Annotated in this window: 21 protein-coding genes and 1 riboswitch; of the genes, 13 read left to right on the plus strand and 8 right to left on the minus strand. The window is 70.4% G+C overall.

The annotated features are described in order from the left end of the window. Positions 1-62: 62 nt before the first annotated feature. The 5 genes from glmM to QM711_RS12280 all read right to left on the minus strand — a co-directional run bounded on the left by glmM (position 63) and on the right by QM711_RS12280 (position 3,609). Positions 63-1,415: a phosphoglucosamine mutase gene (gene glmM / locus QM711_RS12260; RefSeq protein ID WP_415099702.1), complete on the minus strand. Its 1,353-nt coding sequence runs from the start codon at positions 1,413-1,415 to the stop codon at positions 63-65. 7 nt (positions 1,416-1,422) lie between these two features. Beyond that, on the minus strand, positions 1,423-1,953 hold the full coding sequence (gene rpsI, locus QM711_RS12265) for a 30S ribosomal protein S9 (protein ID WP_415099704.1): 531 nt from the start codon (positions 1,951-1,953) through the stop codon (positions 1,423-1,425). Further along, positions 1,950-2,393 (minus strand): 50S ribosomal protein L13, encoded by a 444-nt coding sequence (gene rplM, locus QM711_RS12270; protein WP_415099706.1) that lies wholly within the window; start codon positions 2,391-2,393, stop codon positions 1,950-1,952. Before rplM ends, rpsI begins: the two co-directional genes overlap by 4 nt. A 140-nt stretch (positions 2,394-2,533) precedes the next feature. Beyond that, complete coding sequence (locus QM711_RS12275) at positions 2,534-3,184, minus strand: hypothetical protein (protein WP_415099708.1); 651 nt, start codon at positions 3,182-3,184, stop codon at positions 2,534-2,536. Between the two features lie 77 nt (positions 3,185-3,261). Continuing rightward, positions 3,262-3,609, minus strand: coding sequence for a PadR family transcriptional regulator (locus tag QM711_RS12280; protein ID WP_415099710.1), 348 nt, complete (start codon positions 3,607-3,609; stop codon positions 3,262-3,264). Positions 3,610-3,838: 229 nt separating this feature from the next. Here QM711_RS12280 and QM711_RS12285 point away from each other — a divergent pair, with 229 nt between their 5' ends. The 3 genes from QM711_RS12285 to QM711_RS12295 are packed head-to-tail and all read left to right on the plus strand — an operon-like array spanning position 3,839 to position 8,150. Further along, on the plus strand, positions 3,839-5,920 hold the full coding sequence (locus tag QM711_RS12285; protein ID WP_415099712.1) for a glycosyltransferase family 39 protein: 2,082 nt from the start codon (positions 3,839-3,841) through the stop codon (positions 5,918-5,920). Further along, positions 5,917-7,158, plus strand: a complete 1,242-nt coding sequence (locus tag QM711_RS12290; RefSeq protein WP_415099714.1) for a dolichyl-phosphate beta-glucosyltransferase — start codon at positions 5,917-5,919, stop codon at positions 7,156-7,158. Before QM711_RS12285 ends, QM711_RS12290 begins: the two co-directional genes overlap by 4 nt. Before the next feature lie 38 nt (positions 7,159-7,196). Next, positions 7,197-8,150: an asparaginase gene (locus tag QM711_RS12295; protein ID WP_415099716.1), complete on the plus strand. Its 954-nt coding sequence runs from the start codon at positions 7,197-7,199 to the stop codon at positions 8,148-8,150. Positions 8,151-8,600: 450 nt separating this feature from the next. Here QM711_RS12295 and QM711_RS12300 read toward each other — a convergent pair whose 3' ends face one another. Beyond that, a complete protein-coding gene (locus QM711_RS12300) occupies positions 8,601-9,332 on the minus strand; it encodes a hypothetical protein (protein ID WP_415099718.1) in 732 nt (243 codons plus the stop codon). A gap of 103 nt (positions 9,333-9,435) precedes the next feature. On the opposite strand from QM711_RS12300, the gene QM711_RS12305 reads away from it, so the two are divergent. Continuing rightward, complete coding sequence (locus QM711_RS12305) at positions 9,436-11,526, plus strand: elongation factor G-like protein EF-G2 (protein ID WP_415099720.1); 2,091 nt, start codon at positions 9,436-9,438, stop codon at positions 11,524-11,526. A 100-nt stretch (positions 11,527-11,626) separates the two neighbouring features. On the opposite strand, the gene QM711_RS12310 is transcribed toward QM711_RS12305, so the two are convergent. Continuing rightward, a complete protein-coding gene (locus tag QM711_RS12310) occupies positions 11,627-12,484 on the minus strand; it encodes an endonuclease domain-containing protein (protein WP_415099722.1) in 858 nt (285 codons plus the stop codon). 155 nt (positions 12,485-12,639) lie between these two features. After that, positions 12,640-13,050 (minus strand): YccF domain-containing protein, encoded by a 411-nt coding sequence (locus QM711_RS12315; RefSeq protein ID WP_415099724.1) that lies wholly within the window; start codon positions 13,048-13,050, stop codon positions 12,640-12,642. A 204-nt stretch (positions 13,051-13,254) separates the two neighbouring features. Here QM711_RS12315 and trmB point away from each other — a divergent pair, with 204 nt between their 5' ends. From trmB to QM711_RS12360, 9 genes are all read left to right on the plus strand, one after another. Then, entirely contained in the window at positions 13,255-13,983 is a 729-nt protein-coding gene (trmB, locus tag QM711_RS12320) for a tRNA (guanosine(46)-N7)-methyltransferase TrmB (RefSeq protein WP_415099726.1), read from the plus strand. Continuing rightward, entirely contained in the window at positions 13,980-14,813 is an 834-nt protein-coding gene (gene truA, locus QM711_RS12325) for a tRNA pseudouridine(38-40) synthase TruA (RefSeq protein WP_415099728.1), read from the plus strand. The genes trmB and truA overlap by 4 nt, the downstream gene beginning before the upstream one ends. Further along, complete coding sequence (locus tag QM711_RS12330) at positions 14,810-15,433, plus strand: class I SAM-dependent methyltransferase (RefSeq protein ID WP_415099730.1); 624 nt, start codon at positions 14,810-14,812, stop codon at positions 15,431-15,433. Before truA ends, QM711_RS12330 begins: the two co-directional genes overlap by 4 nt. A gap of 50 nt (positions 15,434-15,483) precedes the next feature. Further along, on the plus strand, positions 15,484-15,969 hold the full coding sequence (locus tag QM711_RS12335) for a hypothetical protein (RefSeq protein WP_415099732.1): 486 nt from the start codon (positions 15,484-15,486) through the stop codon (positions 15,967-15,969). A 41-nt stretch (positions 15,970-16,010) separates the two neighbouring features. Continuing rightward, a riboswitch (cobalamin riboswitch) is annotated at positions 16,011-16,140 on the plus strand. Between the two features lie 79 nt (positions 16,141-16,219). After that, positions 16,220-17,806: a hypothetical protein gene (locus QM711_RS12340; protein WP_415099734.1), complete on the plus strand. Its 1,587-nt coding sequence runs from the start codon at positions 16,220-16,222 to the stop codon at positions 17,804-17,806. Further along, a complete protein-coding gene (locus tag QM711_RS12345; protein WP_415099736.1) occupies positions 17,803-18,672 on the plus strand; it encodes a hypothetical protein in 870 nt (289 codons plus the stop codon). Before QM711_RS12340 ends, QM711_RS12345 begins: the two co-directional genes overlap by 4 nt. Beyond that, the gene (locus QM711_RS12350; RefSeq protein WP_415099738.1) at positions 18,651-19,796 is read left to right on the plus strand and encodes an energy-coupling factor transporter transmembrane component T; all 1,146 of its coding nucleotides are present in this window, start codon (positions 18,651-18,653) and stop codon (positions 19,794-19,796) included. The genes QM711_RS12345 and QM711_RS12350 overlap by 22 nt, the downstream gene beginning before the upstream one ends. Continuing rightward, positions 19,793-21,382 (plus strand): ABC transporter ATP-binding protein, encoded by a 1,590-nt coding sequence (locus tag QM711_RS12355; protein WP_415099740.1) that lies wholly within the window; start codon positions 19,793-19,795, stop codon positions 21,380-21,382. Before QM711_RS12350 ends, QM711_RS12355 begins: the two co-directional genes overlap by 4 nt. Further along, positions 21,379-22,269 (plus strand): ECF transporter S component, encoded by an 891-nt coding sequence (locus QM711_RS12360; protein WP_415099742.1) that lies wholly within the window; start codon positions 21,379-21,381, stop codon positions 22,267-22,269. The genes QM711_RS12355 and QM711_RS12360 overlap by 4 nt, the downstream gene beginning before the upstream one ends. The last annotated feature ends 25 nt before the right edge of the window (positions 22,270-22,294 follow it).

Genomic DNA, 22,294 nt, shown 5'->3' on the forward strand with positions numbered 1-22,294 from the left:
CATTCCCGGCATCCGCCGTAAAGGCTTCGTTACGGCCGGTGGTGGCCGCAGAAGCTTCCGGTCTAGAGCCCGAGGCGATCCCGGACCACGCCGACCAGGCGTTCGGCGATCTGCTGGGCCTGCTCGTGGCTGGCCGCTTCGACCATCACCCGGACCAGCGGTTCGGTGCCTGAGGGCCGCAGCAGCACCCGTCCGCTCTCGCCCAACTCGCGACCGGCGGCGGTGACCGCCTGCTGCAGCACCGGATCGAGGCCGGCGCGGACCTTATTCACGTTCGGCACGTTGATCATCACCTGAGGCAGGCGGGTCATCACCGAGGCCAGCTCGGCGAGCGACTTGCCGGTCCGGGCCATCCGCGCGGCCAGGTGCAGCGCGGTCAGCACGCCGTCGCCGGTGGTCGCGAATTCGCTCATGATCACGTGCCCGGACTGCTCGCCGCCCAGAGTGAACCCGTTGGCGTTCATCGATTCGAGCACATAGCGGTCGCCGACCTTGGCCTGGTCGACCCGGACGCCGTGGGAGCGCATGGCGATGATGAAACCCAGGTTGCTCATCACCGTGGCGACCACGGTGTCGCTGTGCAGCGCTCGGTCCTCTTTCATCGCCAGCGCCAGGATGGCCAGGATCTGGTCGCCGTCCACGACCTCGCCGGCAGCGTCCACCGCGAGGCAGCGGTCGGCGTCGCCGTCCAGGGCGATGCCGAGGTCGGCCCCGTGTTCGATCACGGCCGCCTGCAGCGACTCCAGGTGGGTCGAGCCGCAGTTGTCGTTGATGTTCAGCCCGTCGGGCGCGGCGTGCAGGGGCACGACCTGCGCGCCCTGGGCGTCGAAGGCGGCCAGCGCGGTCAGCGACGCGGCACCGTTGGCAGTGTCGATGACCACCCTCAGCGGGGCCAGCGAGGCATGCTCGCCGAGACTGGAGACGAGGTGGGCGATATAGCCCTCGACGGCACCCAGGTCGTCGCGGACGCGTCCGACGTCGGCGCCGGTGGGCCGGGTCCAGGACTCGCCGAGCCGCTGCTCGATGGCGTCCTCGACGGCGTCGTCGAGCTTGACGCCACCGCGGGAGAAGAATTTGATCCCGTTGTCGGGCATCGGGTTGTGGCTGGCCGAGAGCATGACGCCCAGGTCGGCGTTGAGCGCCCCGGTGAGATAGGCGACCCCGGGGGTCGGCACCACGCCAAGCCGGATCACGTCCACCCCGGCCGAAGCCAGTCCGGCGACCACCGCGGCCTCCAGGAACTCCCCGGACGCCCGGGTGTCCCGGCCGACGACCGCGAACGGCCGACGGCCCTCGAACACGCCTGCCTCGCCCAGCACGTGGGCGGCGGCGACGGCGAGGTCGAGGGCCAATTCGGCGGTCAGCTCGGCGTTGGCTCGTCCCCGCACCCCATCGGTGCCGAAAAGCCTTGCCACGCCGCGATCAGCGCTTGCTGTACTGCGGAGCCTTGCGGGCCTTCTTGAGTCCGGCCTTCTTGCGCTCCTTGACGCGGGCGTCACGCGTCAGCAGGCCGGCCTTCTTCAGCGCCGGGCGGGACGCCTCGGCGTCGACGGCGTTGAGAGCGCGGGCGATGCCGAGCCGCAGCGCACCGGCCTGGCCGGTGACGCCGCCGCCGACGATCTTGGCGATCACGTCGTAGGAGCCGGCGACCGCGGCGGTCTCGAAGGGCTCGTTGACGGTCTGCTGGTGGAGCTTGTTCGGGAAGTACTCCTCCAGCGAACGGCCGTTGATCTTCCACTGGCCGCTGCCCGGGGTGAGCCGGACGCGGGCGATGGCCTCCTTGCGGCGACCGGTGGCGTCGGCCGGGGCGACCACGGCCGGGCGCTCGCCCGGCGCGGCCGAACTCGGCGCGGCTTCGGCGCGGTAGGCGATCTCGCGCTCACCCTCGGTGAACGGGGTGAGCTCCTCGGTGGTCTCCACGGTCTCGGTCACGGTGCTTCCTTCGGCTCTCACTGAGCGATCTGGGTGATCTGGTAGGGCTGCGGCTGCTGGGCGCTGTGCGGGTGCTCGGGACCCGCGTACACCTTGAGCTTGCGGATCAGCTGGCGGCTCAGCTTGTTCTTGGGCAGCATGCCCCAGACCGCGCGCTCGACCGCGTGCCGCGGATCGTTGGCCAGCAACTCGCCGTAGGGCACCGACTTCAGACCGCCGGGACGACCGGAGTGCCGGTGCGCCAGCTTGGCCGTCCGCTTGTTGCCGGTCAGGGCGATCTTGGAGGCGTTCACCACGACCACGAAGTCGCCGGTGTCCACGTGCGGCGCGAACTGCGACTTGTGCTTGCCGCGCAGGAGCGTGGCGGCGGTGACCGCGAGCCGTCCGAGAACGACATCGGAGGCATCGATCACATGCCAGTTCCGGGTGATTTCACCCGACTTGGGGCTGTACGTAGACACGCTCGTGGACCACTTCCATAGGTAGCTGTTCTGTCGGCAGTGCGGGATCTGCTCAGGCAGACCACAGCGCAACAGCGATTTAGGTTACCCGGCCGTCCGGGGGTGGGTCAAAACGAGCCCGGCGGATGGCCTCGGACGCCTCAGATCAGCCAGAGCAGGACCGCCAGCAGCAGGGTCGCCGCCGGGATCGGCAGGGCCGTCCAGACCCAATGCCGGACGCCGGGCCGGGGCAGCCGACTACCCGGTACGGGCGAACTGACCACATCTGGCTCGGCGGCCCCGGCCCGGACCGCCATCCAGGTACCGATCGCCAGGGCGACCAGTCCGATCAGCGCCGTCGCCGGGCGGGGCAGTTCGACCACGGTCCGATCCAGACCGAGCCGCCCGGCCGCGACCAGACCGGCGGCCAGCGCACCCAGACCGAGCATGGTGACGCCGAACACCACCACCGGACGCTCGACGATCGCCCGCAGCACCCGGTCGCCGAGGGCGACCACGACCACCGGGAGCAACGCCGCCACGGCCAGGCCGGTGAGCAGGGTCGTCGTGACGCCGACCGCGTCGGCACTCCACGGCACGGTCGCGATGACCGCGATCAGGCCGAACAGCTGGATCAGGGTGGGCGCGACCGCCTTCAGGGTCGCCGCCCGCGACTGCTCCGGCTCCGGCGTCAGGCCGAGCGAGCGGGCGTACTCGACCGGGTCGCCGAACGCCTCGTCGGCGTTCTGACCACTGTCGACGACATGCGCCTCGACCTCGGCCAGAGCGGCACCGATCCGCTCCCCCGACACGCCCTGCCAGCCGTAGCTCGAGCAGCATTGCTTCCACCCAGTCGGGTTCCACGTGGGGTGCGACGGCCCCTCGGATCTCAGTCATGGACACTCTCCTTCTCGTTGACGATGGCATGGACGATGCCGGCGAATGCCCGCCACTGCGCCCGGCGCCGGTTCAGTTCCTGCAGCCCGGCGTCGGTGAGCGCGTAGTACTTGCGCCCCGGACCGGACGCACCGGCGCGCCAGTCGACCCGGACCAGTCCGGCCTGTTCGAAGCGGGCCAGCAGCGGGTAGAGGGTTCCGCCCTTCACCACGCCGAGGCCCGCGTCGGCAAGTTTGCTGGCGATCGCATAGCCGTAGGTCTCGCCTCGGGCGATGACAGCCAGGGCACACATCTCCAGTGCTCCCCTGAGCCACTCGGTGGGCCATCCGCTCGCGGTCATAGGTAGATGGTACGACTATCTAGTAAGACGCGCAACATAGATGGGCGAGCGATTTAGAGAGGTGTCGTCTGGCGCTCCCACCGTTGGTTGAGCTTGTCGAAACCACTCCCAACAGCCCTTGCCCGAGGTCTCGACAAGCTCGACCAACGGCAGTCGAGCTTCTTGCCTCACAAGCGCCCCACAGGCACCCCTCAGAGGCGCAACAGCGCCGTGACCGAGCGTGGTGGCCATGACAACGACAACCCTTGGTCCCGTGGCCGCCGCGACGCCGGCCGGCTCAGTGGGCCTGACTTCCAAGCACCTATCGCCGCTGGTCAGACGCGGGTCGCTGGCTCTCACCCTGCTCGCGGTGGCCGCGCTCTACACCTGGAATCTGGCCGCCTCCGGCTGGGCGAACTCGTTCTACTCCGCTGCCGTCCAAGCGGGCACCCAGTCCTGGACGGCGTTCTTCTACGGCTCGCTGGACGCCGGCAACTCGATCACCGTCGACAAGACCCCCGCCTCGCTGTGGCTGATGGAGCTGTCGGCTCGCACTTTCGGGCTCAGTTCATGGAGCATCCTGCTGCCGCAGGCGCTGCTCGGGGTGGCGTCCGCCTGGATCCTGTACGGCACGGTGCGGCGCTCGCTGGCGCGGGGCGGTTCGGCCTGCCGGGCGCACTGGGCCGGCATCGTGGCGGCGCTGGCCTTCGCGCTGACCCCGGCGGCGACGCTGATGTTCCGGTTCAACAACCCGGACGCCCTGATGGTGTTCTGCTACGTGGCCGCGGCGGCGCTGACCCTGCGCGCTGCCGAGACGGCGTCCCGGTGGCGGTTGGCGGCAGCGGGTGCGCTGGTCGGGCTGGGTTTCCTGGCCAAGATGCTGCAGGCGTTCGTGATCCTGCCGTCACTGCTGCTGGCCTACGCGGTCGGCGCTCCGGCACCCTGGCGGAAGAAGATCGTCGACCTGCTCACCGCGTTCGGCGCGATGGTGCTGGCCTTCGGCTGGTGGGTGGCGATCGTCGAACTGGTGCCGGAGTCATGGCGTCCCTACATCGGCGGCTCGCAGAGCAACTCGATCCTGGAGCTGACCTTCGGCTACAACGGGCTGGGCCGGCTGAACGGAAACGAGACCGGGTCGGTCGGCAACGCGTCCGGACGCTGGGGCCAGATCGGCCTGCTGCGGATGTTCACCACCGTGTCGGGCGAGATGGTGTCGTGGCAGATCCCGACGGCGTTGCTGCTCGGCCTGGCCGCACTGCTGTTGCTCGGACGCCGCGGCTGGGCGACCACCTTCCGGACCGGCGCCGAGACCCACCGCACCCGGACCACGGCCGCCCTGGTGCTGTTCGGCAGCTGGCTGGTGATCAACACGCTGGTCTTCAGCTTCATGGCCGGCATCTACCACGACTACTACACGGTGGCGCTGGCACCCGCGATCGGCGGCACCCTCGCGCTCGGCGGGATGGTGGCCTGGACGCATCGCCGGACCTGGCTGGGACGGGCTGCGTTGGCGGTGGCCGCGGTGTCCACCGGCGTCTGGGGAGTCGCGCTGGCGTCGGTCGCCGGCGGGATCTATCTGTGGATCTCGATCGCCGCGGCGGCGGTGCTGGTCGGCTGCGCGGCGGTGTTCCTGTTCGGGCGTGCCGTGGTGCGGGCACTGCAGACGGCGGCGATCTCCGCCGCCATCATCGCGGGACTGGCCGGACCGGCCGCCTACTCGGTGAACACCGCGGCCACTCCGCACACCGGTTCGATCGTCACCGCGGGACCGGCCCGCACCGGGCTGTCGGGCGGCAACGGCGGCCCGGGTGGCGGCATGGGACGTCCGGGCGGCACCGGTCAAGGCCAGACCGGTCAAGGCCAGGCCGGTCAGGGTCAACCGGGACTGGCGCCCGGCGGCACGCAGAATCAGCCGGGTGGCACGACCTCCACGGGTAGGGACGGCGGCGGCCGCGGCGGCGGTGCTGGCGCCCTGCTCAACGGCGCGTCGGTCTCGGCCGAACTGCTCGCCGCGCTGCAGGCGAACGCGTCCGACTACACCTGGGTGGCGGCCACCACCGGCGCCCAGAGCGCAGCCAGCTATCAGCTGGCCAGCGGCTACCCGGTGATGGCGATGGGCGGCTTCAACGGCTCCGACCCGTCCCCGACCCTGGCCCAGTTCCAGGAGTGGGTGGCGCAGGGCAAGGTGCACTACTTCATCGGCGGCGGCAACTTCGGTGGCCAGAACGGCGGCAGCCGGGCGGCGTCCGAGATCGCCAGCTGGGTGCAGCAGAACTACACCGCGACCACCATCGGCAACACCACGGTGTACGACCTGACGGTGGCAAAGTGAGCGCCGCGATGACCCTGGTCGAAGACACCCGGGGACGGCGGGTCCGGCCCGTCCGGCAGGCCAGCGTCGAGATCGTCATCCCGGTGTACAACGAGGCGGCCGACCTGGAGCGTTCGATCCGCCGGCTGGCGGCGTTCCTCGACGACGCCCTGCCCTACCGGCACCGGGTCACCATCGCCGACAACGCGTCCACCGACGACACCCTGGCGATCGCCCAGCGGCTGTCCGCCGAACTGGACGGCGTCCGCGTCGTCCACCTGGACGCAAAGGGCCGCGGCCGGGCCCTGAAGCAGACCTGGCTGGCCAGCGACGCCGACGTGGTCGCCTACATGGACGTCGACCTCTCCACCGACCTGAACGCGCTGCTGCCGCTACTGGCACCCCTGGTCAGTGGGCATTCGGACGTCGCGATCGGCACCCGGCTGGCCCGCAGTGCGCGGGTCGTCCGGGGACCGAAGCGGGAGTTCATCTCGCGGACCTACAACCTGATCCTGCGCGGCACGCTGCGGGTCTCGTTCAGCGACGCCCAGTGCGGGTTCAAGGCGATGCGGGCGGACGTGGCACAGCGGCTGCTGCCACTGGTCGAGGACACCAACTGGTTCTTCGACACCGAGCTGCTGGTGCTGGCGCAGCGGGCCGGGTTGCGGATCCACGAGGTTCCGGTCGACTGGACCGACGACCCGGGCACCACCGTCGACATCGCCGCCACCGCCACCGAGGACCTCCGCGGGGTTTGGCGGCTGCTCCGCGGGTTGAGCACCGGACGGATCCCGATCGGCGCCGTGCGCGCCGAACTGGCCAGGCGCCCGGTCGGCGCGGTGCCGGGGGTGCCGTCCGGCCTGTTCGGCCAGGTGGTGCGGTTCGCGGCGATCGGGGTGGCGTCCACCCTGGCTTATGCGGTGCTGTACCTGCTGTTGCGCACGCTGCTGGACGCCCAGGCGGCGAACCTGCTGGCCTTGGCGGTGACCGCGGTCGCCAACACCGCGGCCAACCGGATCGTCACCTTCGGCGTCCGCGGCTCCGACGGCCTGCTCACCCATCACGCCACCGGCCTGCTCGCCTTCGCGGTCGCGCTCGGCCTGACCAGCGGCTCGCTCGCCCTGCTGCACCTGGCCGTCCCGGACGCCGCGCACTGGGTCGAGCTGGCCGTCCCGGCCGTCGCGAACGCGGTCGCCACCGCCGTCCGGTTCGTGGCGCTCAAGCTGGTGATGGGCGGGCGACCGCGGACGCCCAACTGACCTCCCCGGGGTCGCCGACGCGCCACTACACTCCGGGCGTGGTCAATCTCGGCGATCCCCCGGTGGTGGCGCAGGTCGTCCGCAACGGTTTCGTCGAGTCCGCGCATCGCGGCATCATCGTCGTCACCCGCGCGGACGGCTCGGTTTCCTACGCCAAGGGGGACTACTCCAGCGACATCCTGCCGCGCTCATCGCTGAAACCGATCCAGGCGCTGGCCATGGTGCGCTGTGGGCTGGACGTGCCGCCCGACCAGCTGGCGGTGGCCTGCGCCAGCCACAGCGGCGAGCCGATGCATCTGCAGACGGTGCTCGACCTGCTGCACGGCGCGGGGCTGGAGGAGTCCGACCTGCGCAACACTCCCGACCTTCCGCTGATGGACGCGCAGCGCAACGAGTGGATCGCCGCCGGCCGCGCGCCGTCCTCGCTGGCCCAGAACTGTTCCGGCAAGCATGCGGCGATGCTGGCGACCTCGGTGCTCAACGACTGGCGCCGGGACACCTACCTGAACCGCGGGCACGCCGCCCAGCAGGCGGTGATCGAGACGGTCCGCAGCCTCGGCGCCCGCGTCTCCTGGACGTCGATCGACGGCTGCGGCGCGCCCGCCCTGGCGGTCAGCCTGGTCGGCCTGGCCAGGATGTTCGGCACCATGGCGGCCGCCACCGGCGGCGCCGAGAAGGAGGTGGCGGACGCGATCCGCAGCCATCCGGAACTGGTCGGCGGCACCGGACGCGACGTCACCGACCTGATCCGCGGAGTCCCGGGCATGATCGCCAAGGACGGCGCCGAGGGCGTCTACGCGGCCGGTCTCCCGGACGGCCGCGGGATCGCGATCAAGATCGCCGACGGCGGAATCCGGGCCCGTCCGGTGGTGATGGGGGCGGTGCTGCGCCGGCTGTGGCTGGGCGACGCGAAGCTGCGCACCCGGATGATGGACGCCCCGGTCTACGGCCGGGGTCAGGTGGTCGGCGCGGTGATCCCGATCGACATCTGAGTTCTTGGTTGCCGCGGTGGGCTTGGCTGCCGCGGTTGGCTTGGTTGCCGCGGTTGGCTTGGTCGCCTCCCTTGCCGCGGTGGTGGGGGATGGCCGCGCCGCCCCCTTACGGCCCGCTGACGCGTGCCTCCAGACGCCCACCTACCTGCCGCGCCCATCCCCCACCACCGCTTCAGCGTTGCGTAAGCAGAACCTGACCACCGTTGGTTGAGCTTGTCGAAACCCCGCCGGAGCGCACCGATTAGGTCTCGACAAGCTCGACCGACGGAGCGCACCGATCTGGTCACCACATGCTCGACCGACAGAGTGCACAGACTTGGTGTCGACATGCTCGACCGACAGAGTGCACAGACTTGGTGTCGACATGCTCGACCGACAGAGTGCACCGATTCGGGTCTCGACAACCTCGACCGGGAAAGAGGCATGCTCGACCAACGAAGCGGAAGATTCCTAGTGGCCCTTGGGGTCCGGGGCGTTGTCGTCTGGTGAACTCGCTGGCGCAACCGGCCCGGTCCCAGCGGCGCTGGTGGCCGGGAGACCCAGGCCGCCCGCGGGTCGGGCGCTGTCCCCCGGCCCCAGGTCGACCACCGGGTCGGGGTCGGGCGGCACCCGCCGTCCAGTGGACGGGGTCATCACCACCGGCACCGCATGCGGGACGCCGAGTCCCGGGGGACGGGCCTGCTTGGCTCGCGGCGGCTGCGACGGCGTCCGGGCGCCGGGTGCGCCGGAGGAACGGGAAGAACTCGGGCTCACCACAGCCGGCCCGCCGCTTGGCACGGCACCCGGTGCGGGATCCAACCGCCCCGAGACAGACCCTTCGTGCAGCGGATCGGGTACGGCCGACGGGCCGGCGGGAGCCTGCGCGGACGGGGCCGCACCCGCCTGCGCCCGGGCCGGGAAACCGGCCGACTGGCCGATCCCCCAGATGTAGGCCAGCGCGGCCAGGAACGGCAGCAGGTGGCCCGACCAGGTCACCCAGCCGGCGACGTCCCCGGCGGCGTTCGGCGAACCCGCCTGGTAGGTGGTCCAGCCGAAGCCGACCAGCCAGTGCAGCGCCAGCAAGGTGGTTCCGGTCCACAGCAACGGCCGGCCGCGGCCGATCCGGCGTCCGATGTAGACGGTGGCCGCGACCGTGGCCACCACGAAGATCAAGGTGCGCAAGAGCGCCAACACGATATCCATCCGGGTGCCTCCACATCGGGGTGCGTACTCACACCCTAGACGAGCGGGGACGGGTTTCGCGGTTGCCGTTGCAGGCCCCCCAAGCCGGGTGTTAGGTAGGTTCATGAGTTCGAAGGTGAACGCGACCGCCATCCAGCTGACCAGCCCGGACGATGTCCGCAACGTCGTCCTGATCGGGAACGCGGGGTCGGGAAAGACGTCACTGTTCGAGCAGCTGCTGAAGGCCCGGGTGCCGGGTTACCGCGGCGAGAAGGAGGACGCCGAGCGGGCGTCCCAGCTGTTCCTCGCCTCGTTCGTCACCGGCGACACGATCGTCAACCTGCTGGACGCCCCCGGTCACCCCGACTTCGTCGGCGAGCTGCGGGCCGGCATCAGGGCCGCGGACGCCGCCATCTTCGTGATCTCCGCCGCCGACGGCATCGACGGCGCGGCCCGGGCGCTGTGGGAGGAATGCCGCGACGCCAACCTGCCGCGGGTCATCGTGCTCACCAAGCTGGACGCCGGCCACGCCGACTTCGACACCTCGGTCGCCGAGTGCCAGGAACTGTTCGGCGACGGCGTCCGGCCGACCCATGTGCCGACCTTCGCCGGTCCCGGGCAGGTGGTCGGCAACATCGGCCTGCTCACCCTGGAAGAGCACGACTACTCCGGCGGCGAACGGGTGGTGCGGACGCTGAACGCCCATGACGACCAGGTCGAGATCTACCGCGGCCCACTGATCGAGTCGATCATCGCCGAGGCCGAGGACGAGGGCCTGATGGACCGCTACTTGGAGGACGACGAGCACCTCGACCTGGCCGATCTGCTCGACGACCTGATGACGGCCGTCGCCACCGCCAACCTGTTTCCGGTGCTCCCGGTACAGACCGGCACCGGGGTCGGCATCGAAGAACTGCTGGCGCTGGTCGAGCACGGCTTCCCCACCCCCGGCCTGCACCCGAATCCGGCGCTGACCACCACCGACGGCGAGGTGCTGCCGCAGACCGACTCCGACCCGGCGTCCCCGCTGGTGGCGCAGGTGATCCGGACCACCACCGACCCGTTCGCAGGGCGGCTGTCCATGGTGCGGGTGTTCTCCGGCACCCTGACCACCGACGACATCGTGCACGTCTCCGGGCATCGCTCCTGGGTGCTCGGCCATGACGACAACGCTCATCCCGACCACGACAACGAGGAACGGATCGGCCTGATCCAGGGTGCGGTGGGCACCGAACTGAACCCGCGGCAGCGGGCCATCGCCGGCGAGATCGTGCTGCTGCCCAAGCTCAGCACCGCCGAGACCGGCGACACCCTGTCGGCGAAGGAACGGCCCGGCGTGGTCGAGTCCTGGCCGCTGCCCGATCCGCTGCTGCCGCTGGCCATTCGGGCCGCCACCCGCAACGACGAGGACAAGCTGGCCGGCGCCCTGCAGCGGCTCGCCGTCGAGGACTCCGGCGTCCGGCTCGACCGGGGCGCCGGCGACCAACTGGTGCTGTGGACCACCGGACAGGCGCACGCCGATCTGCTGCTCGGCCGGCTGGTGGAGCGCTACCAGGTCCGGGTCGAGCAGGAGGAGTTGAAGATCCCGATGCGGGAGACCTTCACCGCGAAGGCCACCGCGCTCGGCCGGCACGTCAAGCAGTCCGGGGGCCACGGCCAGTACGCCGTCTGCAACATCGAGGTCGAGCCGCTGGAGCGGGGCGCCGGCTTCGAGTTCGTCGACAAGGTGGTCGGCGGCGCGGTCCCCCGGCAGTTCATCCCGTCCGTCGAGAAGGGCATCCGCAACCAGCTCGACAAGGGCGTGTTCGCCGGTTACCCGATGGTCGACGTCCGGGTGACGCTGTACGACGGCAAGGCGCACTCGGTGGATTCCTCCGACATGGCCTTCCAGATGGCCGGTGCGCTGGCGATCAAGGAGGCGGCGGCGTCCGACGGCGCGGTCGCCCTGCTCGAGCCGCTCGACCTGGTCACGGTCACCGTCGGCGATGAGTACCTGGGCGCGGTGATGACCGATCTGTCCGGACGCCGCGGGCAACTGCTCGGCTCGGATGCGGTCGACGGCAAGGCGGTGGTGCGAGCCCTGGTGCCGCAGGCCGAGCTTGCCCGTTACGCGATCGATCTGCGCGGCATCGGCCACGGCTCGGGCACCTTCACCCGCGAGTTCCACGGCTACGAGTTGCTCCCCGGCCAACTGCTCGCCAAGTTTCGCAAGTAGTTCGCAGCCACCCAACACGAAATCTCTGCACTCAACGGAACAGTCCACGCTCGCCAAGGCGGCGGTAGCTCGTTGAGTGCAGAGATTTCGTGTTGGTCGGTCAGGCGACGAGGTTCTGCATCGCTGTGCGTACCACGGCGATGAACTCGTCCGGATCGTCCAGAGCCTCGGCCGCGAACGGCAGCACCGTCCAGGTGGCGGCGCCGAGCCGTGCGTAGCGCCAGCGGTCACGGGTGAAGGCTGCCCGGGTGCCATGAAACTCCCACCCGTCGATCTCAATGACCAGCCGGAGTGCCGGGAAGGCGATGTCGACGAAGAAGACCGCATCGCCGATCGTGATCCGGTAGTTCGTCCGCCATCCGACAATCCCAGCGGCCCTGAGCAGCCGGTGCGCCGTGCGCTCGGCCTCCGACCAGGGCTCATCCCGTGAGTCGTGGAGCAACTCACGGCGCAGCGCGTTCCCGCGACGGCGCCGAGTCAGTTCGAAGGCATCCCATAGGCCCTGCAGGGTGACCGCCCCGCGCCGCAGGCCCTCATCGATCACCCGTCCACCGAGAACCGGGATCAGGTCGAGCACAGACAACTCGGGGCAGGCGATCCGGAGTTCGTCACGTTCCACGATGAGATCGGGGGCGACGCTGCGGCGTTCCCAATTGAAACCTGAGTAGGGCTGACACACACCGTCCGGCACAGCCACCGAGACCGAGTCGATGGGACATTCGGGCCACCACAACAGCATCGCGGCCGCGGCCCCGGTGATGACACAGTCCGGGCGGAAGGCGCCGACGGCCCGGATCTGCGCCTCCCAGGTCGGGTCGTGGGTGGTGTAGATGCCGGGAAGGATGGCTTTCAGGTGCCGTTGCTTGACCGCCCAGTCGAGTTGACCGGCAATCGAGGCGTGCCGGCGTCGCGACAGCACGCCGTGCTCCGCCCTGAGAAGTTCGAAAATTCGCTCCATACAAGAGAAAGCACTTTTCGGACCCCGTTTTGTGAGCGCCACACGAAATCTCTGCACTCAACGAGGCCATCCAGCCTCGCCACGGCGGCAGTAGCTTGTTGAGTGCAGAGATCTCGTGTTCGGCCCCCGAGGATGCCCAGAGCGATGGGGTTCGGTCAGAACGAATAGACCGGACGGCTGCCGTAGGGGACGCGGTCGGCGTCCACGATCTCCTTGCCGAGCGGCACGCAGGTGACCGGGATCATCTTGATGTTCGCGATCGCCAGCGGGATGCCGATGATGGTGATCGCCTGGGCGGCTGCGGTGGTCAGGTGGCCGATGGCCAGCCAAAGGCCCGCGACCAGGAACCAGATGATGTTGCCGAGGGCCGAGCCGACACCGGCGGACGGCTTGGCGACGATGGTCTTGCCGAACGGCCACAAAGCGTAGGCGGCCATCCGCATCGAGGCGACGCCGAACGGAATGGTGATGATGAAGATGCAGGCCAGCAGGCCGAAGAAGAAGTAGCCGATGGCGAGCCAGAGACCGCCGAAGATCAGCCAGATGAGGTTCAAGAGAGTGCGCATGAAGTGAGTGCCTTTCGTCGGGCGCCCCTGCGCCACCGCTCCAGTCTGCCCGCCGCGATCCCGCCGGACCGACGCCACGGGGACAGCTCAGGGACGAGTCCGGGATGGGCCGCCCCGCCGGGAGACAGCGGTTCGGACGGCGGGCGGACGAGAGGCGGGCGGACGTGAGGCGGGCGGCCAACGAGCCGCCGATAACCTGACCGCATGGCAACGGCACACCCACGGGTCCATCGCGAGGTCGTTTCCTTCGTCCGGCGCAGCTCGCGGATGAATGCCAGCCAGCAGAAGGCCTGGCGCGAGCAATCCGACCGGGTGATCCGGGTGCCCGCCCGGGACACCGACACCTCGGTCGCCGCGGACGCCGAGATCGACTGGCCGGACGCCTTCGGCCGGCCGGCCCCGCTGGTGGTCGAGATCGGCGGCGGTACCGGGGACGTGATCTCGACGGTCGCCGCCAAGCACCCGGACCTCAACTACCTGGCCTTCGAGGTGTTCGAACCGGCCGTGGCCAGCACGCTGTCCAAGTGCGCCCGGGCCGGCGTGAACAACGTCCGGGTGGTCGTCGCCAACGGCGTGGACGCCTTGGGCACCCTCGTCCCGGACGGCTCGCTGACCGAGCTGTGGACCTTCTTCCCGGACCCGTGGCACAAGAAGCGGCACCACAAGCGACGGCTGGTGTCGCGTCCGTTCGCCGACCTGGTAGCCGCCAAGCTGTCGGACGGCGGTGTCTGGCGGCTGGCCACCGACTGGGCGGACTACGCCCTGGCGATGCGCGAGGTGCTCGATGACCATCCGGCGCTGGTGAATCGCTATGACGGTTGGGCACCCCGGTGGGAGGATCGTCCGCGGAGCAGGTACGAGGCCAAGGGAATCGCAGCCGGGCGGACCATCTACGACCTGTGTTACGGCATCCGAGAAGGGGGACGGCGGTGAGGCTGCGCCTCGACATCGCCTATGACGGCAGTGAGTTCCACGGCTGGGCGGCCCAGCGCGGGCTGCGCACCGTGCAGGAGGAGCTGGAGGCCTGGATTCCGCGGGTGCTCCGGCTCAGCGAGCCGGTCAGCCTGACCTGCGCCGGGCGCACGGACGCCGGGGTGCACGCCCGTGGCCAGGTCGCTCATCTCGACCTTCCGGACGCCGGCGACGTCGCGACGACGATCGCCGAACTCACCTACCGGCTGCGCAACGTGCTGCCGTCCGATGTCGTGGTGCGCCGGGTAAGCCTGGCGCCGGCCGGTTTCGACGCCCGGTTCTCGGCGATCTGGCGTCGCTACGTGTACCGGATCGCCGACTGCACCCCGGACCCGTTGCTGCGCATCCACGTCACCCCGCTGCGCACCGAACTCGACCTGCAGAAGATCAATGCGGTCGCCGGGCGGCTGCGCGGGCTGCACGACTTCGCGGCGTTCTGCAAGCAGCGCGAGGGTGCCACCACGATCCGCAACCTGCTGCAGTTGTCGGCCCGGCGCACCTGGGGCGATGTTGCCGAGATCACCGTGAAGGCGGATGCCTTCTGCCACTCGATGGTCCGCTCGCTGGTCGGGGCCCTGGTCGCGGTCGGCACCGGACGCCGTGACCCGGACTGGCTGGTCGGGCTGCTGGCGGCGCGCGAGCGGGTGGGCGACATCCGGGTGATGCCGCCGGGCGGCCTGACCCTGGAAGAGGTGGGCTACCCGCGCGATCGCGAACTGGCCACGCGAGCGATCGAGGCCCGCGCCCGGCGCACGCTGGACTCGCCCGACAGCCCGGGATCGCCGGAGTGAGCCACTACTTCAGCCAGCCCTCGTCCGCGGAGCGCCGGCGCCAGATCGACGTCCGGTTCTGGGACACCGATTGGCGCTTCACCACCGCCAACGAGGTCTTCTCCGCGGACGGCCTCGACCTGGGCACCGGCGTCCTGTTGCGTTCCGCCACGCCCCCGGCCGACGCCAGCCGGCTGCTCGACCTGGGCTGCGGCTGGGGCGTGCTGGCTGTCGCCCTGGCCACCGCCTGCCCCCGCACCATCGTGGACGCCGTCGACGTCAATCCCCGGGCCCTCGCCCTGTGCGCCGACAATGCTCGCGCGCACGGCGTCGGCGACCGGGTGCGTCCAGCGCTTCCGGAGGCCGCCGACCCCGATGCCCGCTACGCCGAGATCTGGTCGAATCCACCCATCCGGATCGGCAAGGACGCCCTCCACCAGCTGCTGCTGACCTGGCTGCCGCGGCTCGAACCCGACGGCGTGGCACGACTGGTCGTCGGCCGCAACCTGGGCGCCGACTCGTTGCAGCGGTGGCTGGTCGAGCAGGGCTGGGCCTGCGCGCGGACGGCGAGCGCCAAAGGTTTCCGGGTGTTCGCGGTGACCCGGACCGCCAGGCTGTCCGCAGGCGGCGCTAAGCCATAGGGTTGGCGCCAGGCCAGGCGGTCTGGCCGGCGCGGGAGAGGAGTTTCAGCATGGCTGACGAGGAAGCTGCGGGCACCGGCAAGTTCCTGGACGACCTGGTGGCGAAAGCCAAGGACGTCGGTGGCCAGGTTCGGGAGTTCACCGAGGACGCCTTCGACCATGTGCGTGAGTTCTCCAGCGCGACCGGCGAGAACATCAAGGGTCTCGCGGCCGACGCGGGCGAGAACATCAAAGGCTTCTCCAGCACCGCGGGCGAGAACATCAAGCACTTCGCCACCGACGCCGGCGGCAATATCAAGGACTTCGCCTCCGGCGCCCGGGAGAAGGGCCAGCAGGCGTTCGACGGCATCAAGCACAAGCTCAGCGGCGATGCCGTCCAGGATCAGCTCAGCAGCGTCAAGGAGGCCGCCCAGGACGCCGTCGAGACGGTCAAGGAAGCGGTCACCGATGCGGTCGACACCGCCAAGGAAGTCTCCGACATCATGTACAACGGCAAGCCCAAAGCCGACGGCGGCACCGAGGACACCCAGAGCTGAGCGAGGGTCCCGGGCGAACTTCGCAACGCGTCCGTCCGGACGGCGGTGGTGGGTTAGTCTGTGACCACCTGAACCGCTGCAGGGGAACCCGGTGCGAATCCGGGACTGACCCGCAACCGTGACGCCAGCGATGGCCAAGTCGGAATGCCTGCACACGTTCTGGCTCTGTCAACCGTCGTGGCATACGGGTGAGCCGGATGGACCCCGGGTCCGGCCTCGCGCGACTGCCCGTGCGAAAGGATCCATCCATATGCGCACATCGCTGAGGCGCTCCCTTGCTGTCGGGACTACAGCAGCCCTCGCCCTCACCGGCCTGATCCAGGCCGCGCCGCCCGCGGCCGCGGTACCGGCGGCGAACGCCACCAAGGCCGCCAACTTCATCGCCCGGAACCTGCCCGGCACCAGCGACGGGGCGGGTGCGGCGATGACCGCCGCACTCGGGCTGGCGTCCACCGACAACGCCTGCACCTACGCACCCGCGCTCCGCACGCTGGTGAAGCAGGTGGAGAAGAATGCGAAGTCGTACCTCTACCCGGGCAAGAAGCTCAACCAGGCGCGGGCCGCCAACATGGCGATCACGGTGAAGGCGCTCGGCCTGAACCCGAGCAAATTCGCCGGCTACAACCTGACCTCGCTGGTCACCAAGAGCCTGCCCAAGAGCGGCCAGGTCGGTCCGAACAGGTCGGCCTTCAGCCAGAGCCTCGGCATCATCGCGCTGCAGCGAGCCGGTGCGACGATTCCGGTCACGTTGCTGACCAACCTGCTGAGCCAGCAGGGCGAGAACGGCGCCTTCGGCTACGAATTCCCGGCCGGCACCTTCAACGCAGACCCCGACACCACCGCGATGGGCATCGTGGCACTGAAGTCGCTCGGCCAGCTGGATCCGCAGCTCAACAAGGCCGTGGCCTGGGCCAAGTCTCAGCAGAAGCCGGCCGGCTATTGGGAGAACTACTCGCCGGTCGACTCCACCGGACTGCTCGGCTCGGCGCTGGGCAGCGGCTCGGAGGTGACCAAGGCCAAGGACTGGCTGGCCACCGTGCAGAACGCGGACGGCGGCTTCCCGAACTCCCTGGACGACGGCACCCCGTCCGACGTGATGGCCACGGCGAACGCCCTCTACCTGATCACCGGCAAGTCGCTGCTGGACGCGTCGGTCAACCTCAGCAAATGCCCGAGCCCGCCGTCGCTGCCCAAGTCGACCACCTCGTGCGCGGGCGTCTGGGTCGTGGTCGACCGCGGCAACAGCCAGGACACGGTCCGGTGCGCCACCAAATACGGCGACGGGCTGGCCGCGCTGAAGAGCGCCGGCTTCTCCATCCAGACCACCCCGACCAACTTCGGCCCGTTCCTGTGCCGGATCCAGAGCTTCCCCGGCACCTGCACCTCGACCGCCGACACCTTCTGGGGCTACTGGACCGCGGAGCAGAAGCCGGACGGCAGCTGGGGCCCGTGGCAGGAGTCGCCGATCGGCGCGTCGCAGTCCGAGCCGAAGAAGGGGGTCGCTGAGGGCTGGATCTATGGCCCCTGGCTCGACGGGGCGCAACCCGATCTCGCAACCCCGCCGTCGGGCTATGCCGCGTCCGCGACCCCGACCATCTCCGGAACCACCAAGGTCGGCAAGACGCTGACCGCGGCCGCGGGTAGCTGGGATCCGCAGCCGTCCTTCAGCTACCGGTGGTACCGCTCGGGCAAGGCCATTTCGAAGGCCACGAAGTCGACCTACAAGCTGACCAAGTCGGACGCCGGCAAAACCATCACGGTGAAGATCACGGCAACGAAGAGCGGCTACGAGACGCTGAGCAAGACGTCCAAGGCGACCGCGAAGGTGAGCAAGTGAGGCGAATCCTCGCCACGGCGGCGCTGGCGGCGATCCTCGCCGCCGGCGTCGCACCGGCCACCGTCGGGCCGGCGTCGGCCGGCCCCCTGCCGCAGCAGGCGGCGTCCTGCAGCGGGGTATGGGTAGTGGTCGACTTCGGCAGCCTCGGGGGTGGTATCTCCAGCCGGTGCGCGACCAGCTTCGGCACGGGTTCGGCTGCCCTGCGCAGCGCGGGCTTCTCGCCCACGATCACCGAGGGCTTCGTCGACAAGATCAGCGGCAAGCCGGCCAAGCCCGACATCAATAAGGCCTACTGGTCGTACTGGCACGCGACCCGGACGTCCAACGGCAGCTACGGCAGCTGGAGCTATTCCAATCTGGGCGCCAACAGCTACAAGCCGACCGCCGGCAACGCCGAGGGTTGGCGCTACCAGTTGCTGAGCGACGGAAAGCTCCCGCCGGGATCGGCGCCGCCCGCCGCCACCAACTCCCCGAAGCCGACGCCGAAGCCGTCCAAGTCGAGCAAGCCGAGCCCGAAGCCGAGCGCCACGAAGAAGGCGACCGCCAGCAGCAAGCCCAAGGCGAGCACCAAGGCGTCGGCGACGACCAAGGCGAGCAGCACCGCCAAGCCGAGCAGCACCGCCACGGCGACGGCGTCCCCGACCTCCACGCCGTCCGGGCGCGCCGGACAACCGAGCACCTCGCCGCCCACGACCCCGCCGGCCGGCACCGACACCGCGCAGGCCCAGCCGGCTCCGGCATCGACCCCGGTGGCCGCGGACGCCTCGGGCTCCGGTTCGCCGGTCGGCCTGATCACCACCGTGGGCATCGTGCTGGCCGCTGCGGCCGGCCTCGGCGGCTGGTGGTGGAAGGGCAGGAAGTCCTGAGACCCGTCCACCCCTGGGCCTGGTGGTGCTGGGCGATCGGCACCGGGCTGGCCGTCAGCGGCACCACCAACCCGCTGCTGCTGGCACTGATCGCGATGGCGGTGATCGTCGTGGTGATCATCCGGCGGACGGCGGCGCCCTGGGCCCGCTCGGTGCGCGCCTACCTGCTGTTGTCGCTGTTCGTGATCGGCATGCGGGTGTTCTTCCAGATCGTGATCGGCGGCAGCGGCGGCGAGACCGTGCTGTTCACCCTGCCCGAGGTTCCGCTGCCGGACTGGGCGGCCGGCATCCGGCTGGGCGGCACGGTCACCGCCGAAGCTCTCAGCTACACCCTCTACGACGCGCTGCGGCTCGCCGTGATGCTGCTCTGCATCGGCGCCGCGAACGCGCTGGCCAATCCGCGCCAGGCGCTGAAATCGGTTCCCGCGGCGCTGTACGAGGCGTCCGTCGCGGTGGTGATCGCACTCACCGTGGCGCCCCAGCTGATCGAAAGTGCGCTGCGGGTGCGCCGGGCCCGCCGGCTGCGCGGCGATCCGGTGCGCGGGCTGCGGGCGCTCGGGCGGATCGCCCTGCCCGTCCTCGGCGACGCGATCGAACGCTCGATGGCGCTCGCAGCCGGGATGGAGGCGCGCGGCTTCGCCCGGACCCGTGGGCTGGCCGCACCCGGGGCACTGCCGTTGATGGTCGGTTCGGTGCTGCTGGCCGTCTTCGGCGCGTTCCTACTGCTCAGCACCCCGTACTGGGCGGCCGCCACGGTCGCGCTGATCCTCGGGATGGCGGGTACCGGCTGGGGATTGCGGCGCGCTGGCAGCAACCTGCGGGTGACCAGCCACCGTCCGCACCCCTGGTCGTGGCGATCCACCGGGGTCGCTCTCGCCGGCGTCGGCGCGGCAGCGATCATACTCACCCTCGGCTGGCTGGAGAGCAGCTACGAGAGCGTCTTTCCGACCACCGATCCGCTGGTCTGGCCGGAACTGACGATGCCGATGCTGCTCGCCGCGGCGTTCTGCCTGGCGCCGCTGGCGCTCACCGTTCCGCCGCAGTTCCGACCGGTCGGCGACTCCCGCGCCGACACCCGGGTCCGGACGCTGCGCGCCGCCGCCGCACTGCCGGACGCCAGATGATCGGCTGGCAGGACGTCACCGTCCGGTACCCCGAAGCCGGCCGGCCCACCCTCGCCGGGGCGAACCTGGAGATTCCCGAAGGTGACCTGTGCCTGGTCGTCGGACCGACCGGCAGCGGAAAGTCGACCCTGCTCGGGACGATCAACGGCCTGGTGCCGCACTTCACCGGGGGCACCCTGGAGGGGCGGGTCACGGTGGCCGGACGCGACACCGCCCGGCACCGGCCGCGCGAGCTGGCCGACCTGGTCGGCTACGTGGGCCAGGATCCGCTGCGCGGCTTCGTCACCGACACCGTCGAGGACGAAGTCGCCTACGGCATGGAACAACTCGGGATCCAGCCGGTCGCGATGCGCAAGCGGGTCGAGGAGACGCTCGACCTGATGGGCATCGCCGAGTTGCGCCGGCGTCCGTTGGTGGAGTTGTCCGGCGGCCAGCAGCAGCGGGTGGCGATCGCCGCGGTGCTGGCCGCGCAACCGCGGGTGCTGGTGCTCGACGAGCCCACCTCGGCGCTCGACCCCACCGCGGCCCAGGACGTGCTGGGAGCGATCACCACCCTGGTGCACGAGGTCGGACTCACCGTGGTGCTGGCCGAGCATCGGCTGGAACGGGTGATGCAGGCGGCCGACTCGATGATCTGGCTGCCCGGCGACGGCAGCGCCGAGTACGGATCGCCGGCCGAGATCCTGGGCCGCGCCTCGGTCGTCCCGCCGCTGGCCGCGCTGGCCCGCACCCTGGGCTGGCCGGCCGTGCCGCTGAGCGTGCGCGAGGCACGCCGCCGGGTCCAGTCGTCCGGAATCACGGTGGCCCCGGCCCCCGCGCCGCCGGCGATGCCGCGTCCGGTCGCGCTGAGCGCACAGAACATCGAGGTGCGCTACGGCAGCATCACCGCCGTCCACGAGGTGAGCCTCGACCTGCACGGCGGCACGGTGACCGCAGTCCTCGGCCGCAACGGCGCCGGCAAATCGTCGCTGTTGTGGGCGTTGCAGGGCGCGCTGAGCAGCGCCGGAACCATCACCGTCAACGGCCAGGACCCACGGCGGTTGTCGGCTGCCGAAGCCCGCCGGCTGGTCACCCTGGTGCCGCAGACCGCGTCCGATCTGCTGTACCTGCCGACGGTGGCCGCCGAGTGCGCCCAGGCCGACCGCGAAAGCGGCGCCGAACCGGGCACCACCCGCGACCTGATCGCCCGGCTGGGTCTGGACCTGCCGCCAGGACGGGACCCGCGCGATCTGTCCGAGGGCCAGCGTCTCGGCCTGGTACTGGCCATCCAGCTGGCCGCCCGTGCCCCGGTGCTGCTGCTCGACGAACCGACCCGCGGCCTCGACTACGCCTCGAAGGCGCAACTGCACGAGATCCTGGACGCGCTGGCCGCCGACGGCATCGCCGTGGCGCTGAGCACCCACGACGTCGAGTTCGCCGCGCTGGCCAGCCGGCGGCTGCTGCTGATGGCCGACGGTGAGGTGATCGCCGACGGCGGCACCGCCGAGCTGCTCACCTCCTCCCCCGCCTACGCCCCGCAGATGGCCAAGGTGTTCGCCCCGGCGGCCGTGCTCACCCCTGCCGATGTCGGACGGGCGCTGCGGTGAGGCCGCCCCGCTGGCAGTCGGCACTCGTGCTGAGCGTCGCCGTGCTGACCGGCTCGGTCGCCTTCGCCTGGCCGCTCTTCCTGCGCCCGGAGGGCAGCGCCAGCCCGCTGCAGGCGCCGATGGTCTTCGCCCTGGCGCTTCCGCTGGTGCTGGCGATCGTGCTCGCCGAGCTCGCCGGCGGCAGCATGGACGTCAAGGCGCTGGCGATGCTCGGGGTGCTGGCGGCGGTCGGCAGCATCCTGCGTCCGCTCAGCGCGGGCACGGCCGGCTTCGAGCTGGTCTTCTTCCTGTTGATCCTGGCCGGCCGGGTGTTCGGCGCCGGGTTCGGCTTCGCGCTCGGTGCCGTCACCCTGTTCACCTCGGCGCTGATCACGTCCGGCGTCGGGCCGTGGCTGCCCTACCAGATGCTGGCCGCCGGCTTCGTCGGCCTGTTCGCCGGCTGGCTGCCGAAGGCGTCCGGACGCGGTGAACTGGTGCTGCTGGCCGGCTACGGGATGGTGTCGGCCTTCGCCTACGGGTGGCTGATGGACTTCTCGTTCTGGCCGTTCGCGCTCGGTGACGGCACCCAGCTCTCGTTCGACCCGGCGGCGTCCCCGCTCGAGAACCTGCACCGGTTCGTCCTGTTCAACCTGGCCACCTCGATGGGCTGGAACCTCGGCCGGGCGCTCACCAACGCTGCGGTGATCCTGCTGGTCGGCGCACCCCTGCTGCGGCTGCTGCGACGCAGCGCCCGGCGGGCCAACTTCGCGACCGTCGGCGACCTGGGAACCACGTCCGTACCGGTCGAACCTGTCCCGGTATCGGTGGTGACCTCATCGGCCGGCACCGACACTCTCCCCCGTCCAGAGGTTTTGCCCAACCGGCGGGCAGGGAATACTGGGCCGTGAACGGTGGGTTGACCCAAGCAAGTAG

The organism is Micropruina sp. (assembly GCF_047602385.1).
GTDB lineage: Bacteria > Actinomycetota > Actinomycetes > Propionibacteriales > Propionibacteriaceae > Micropruina.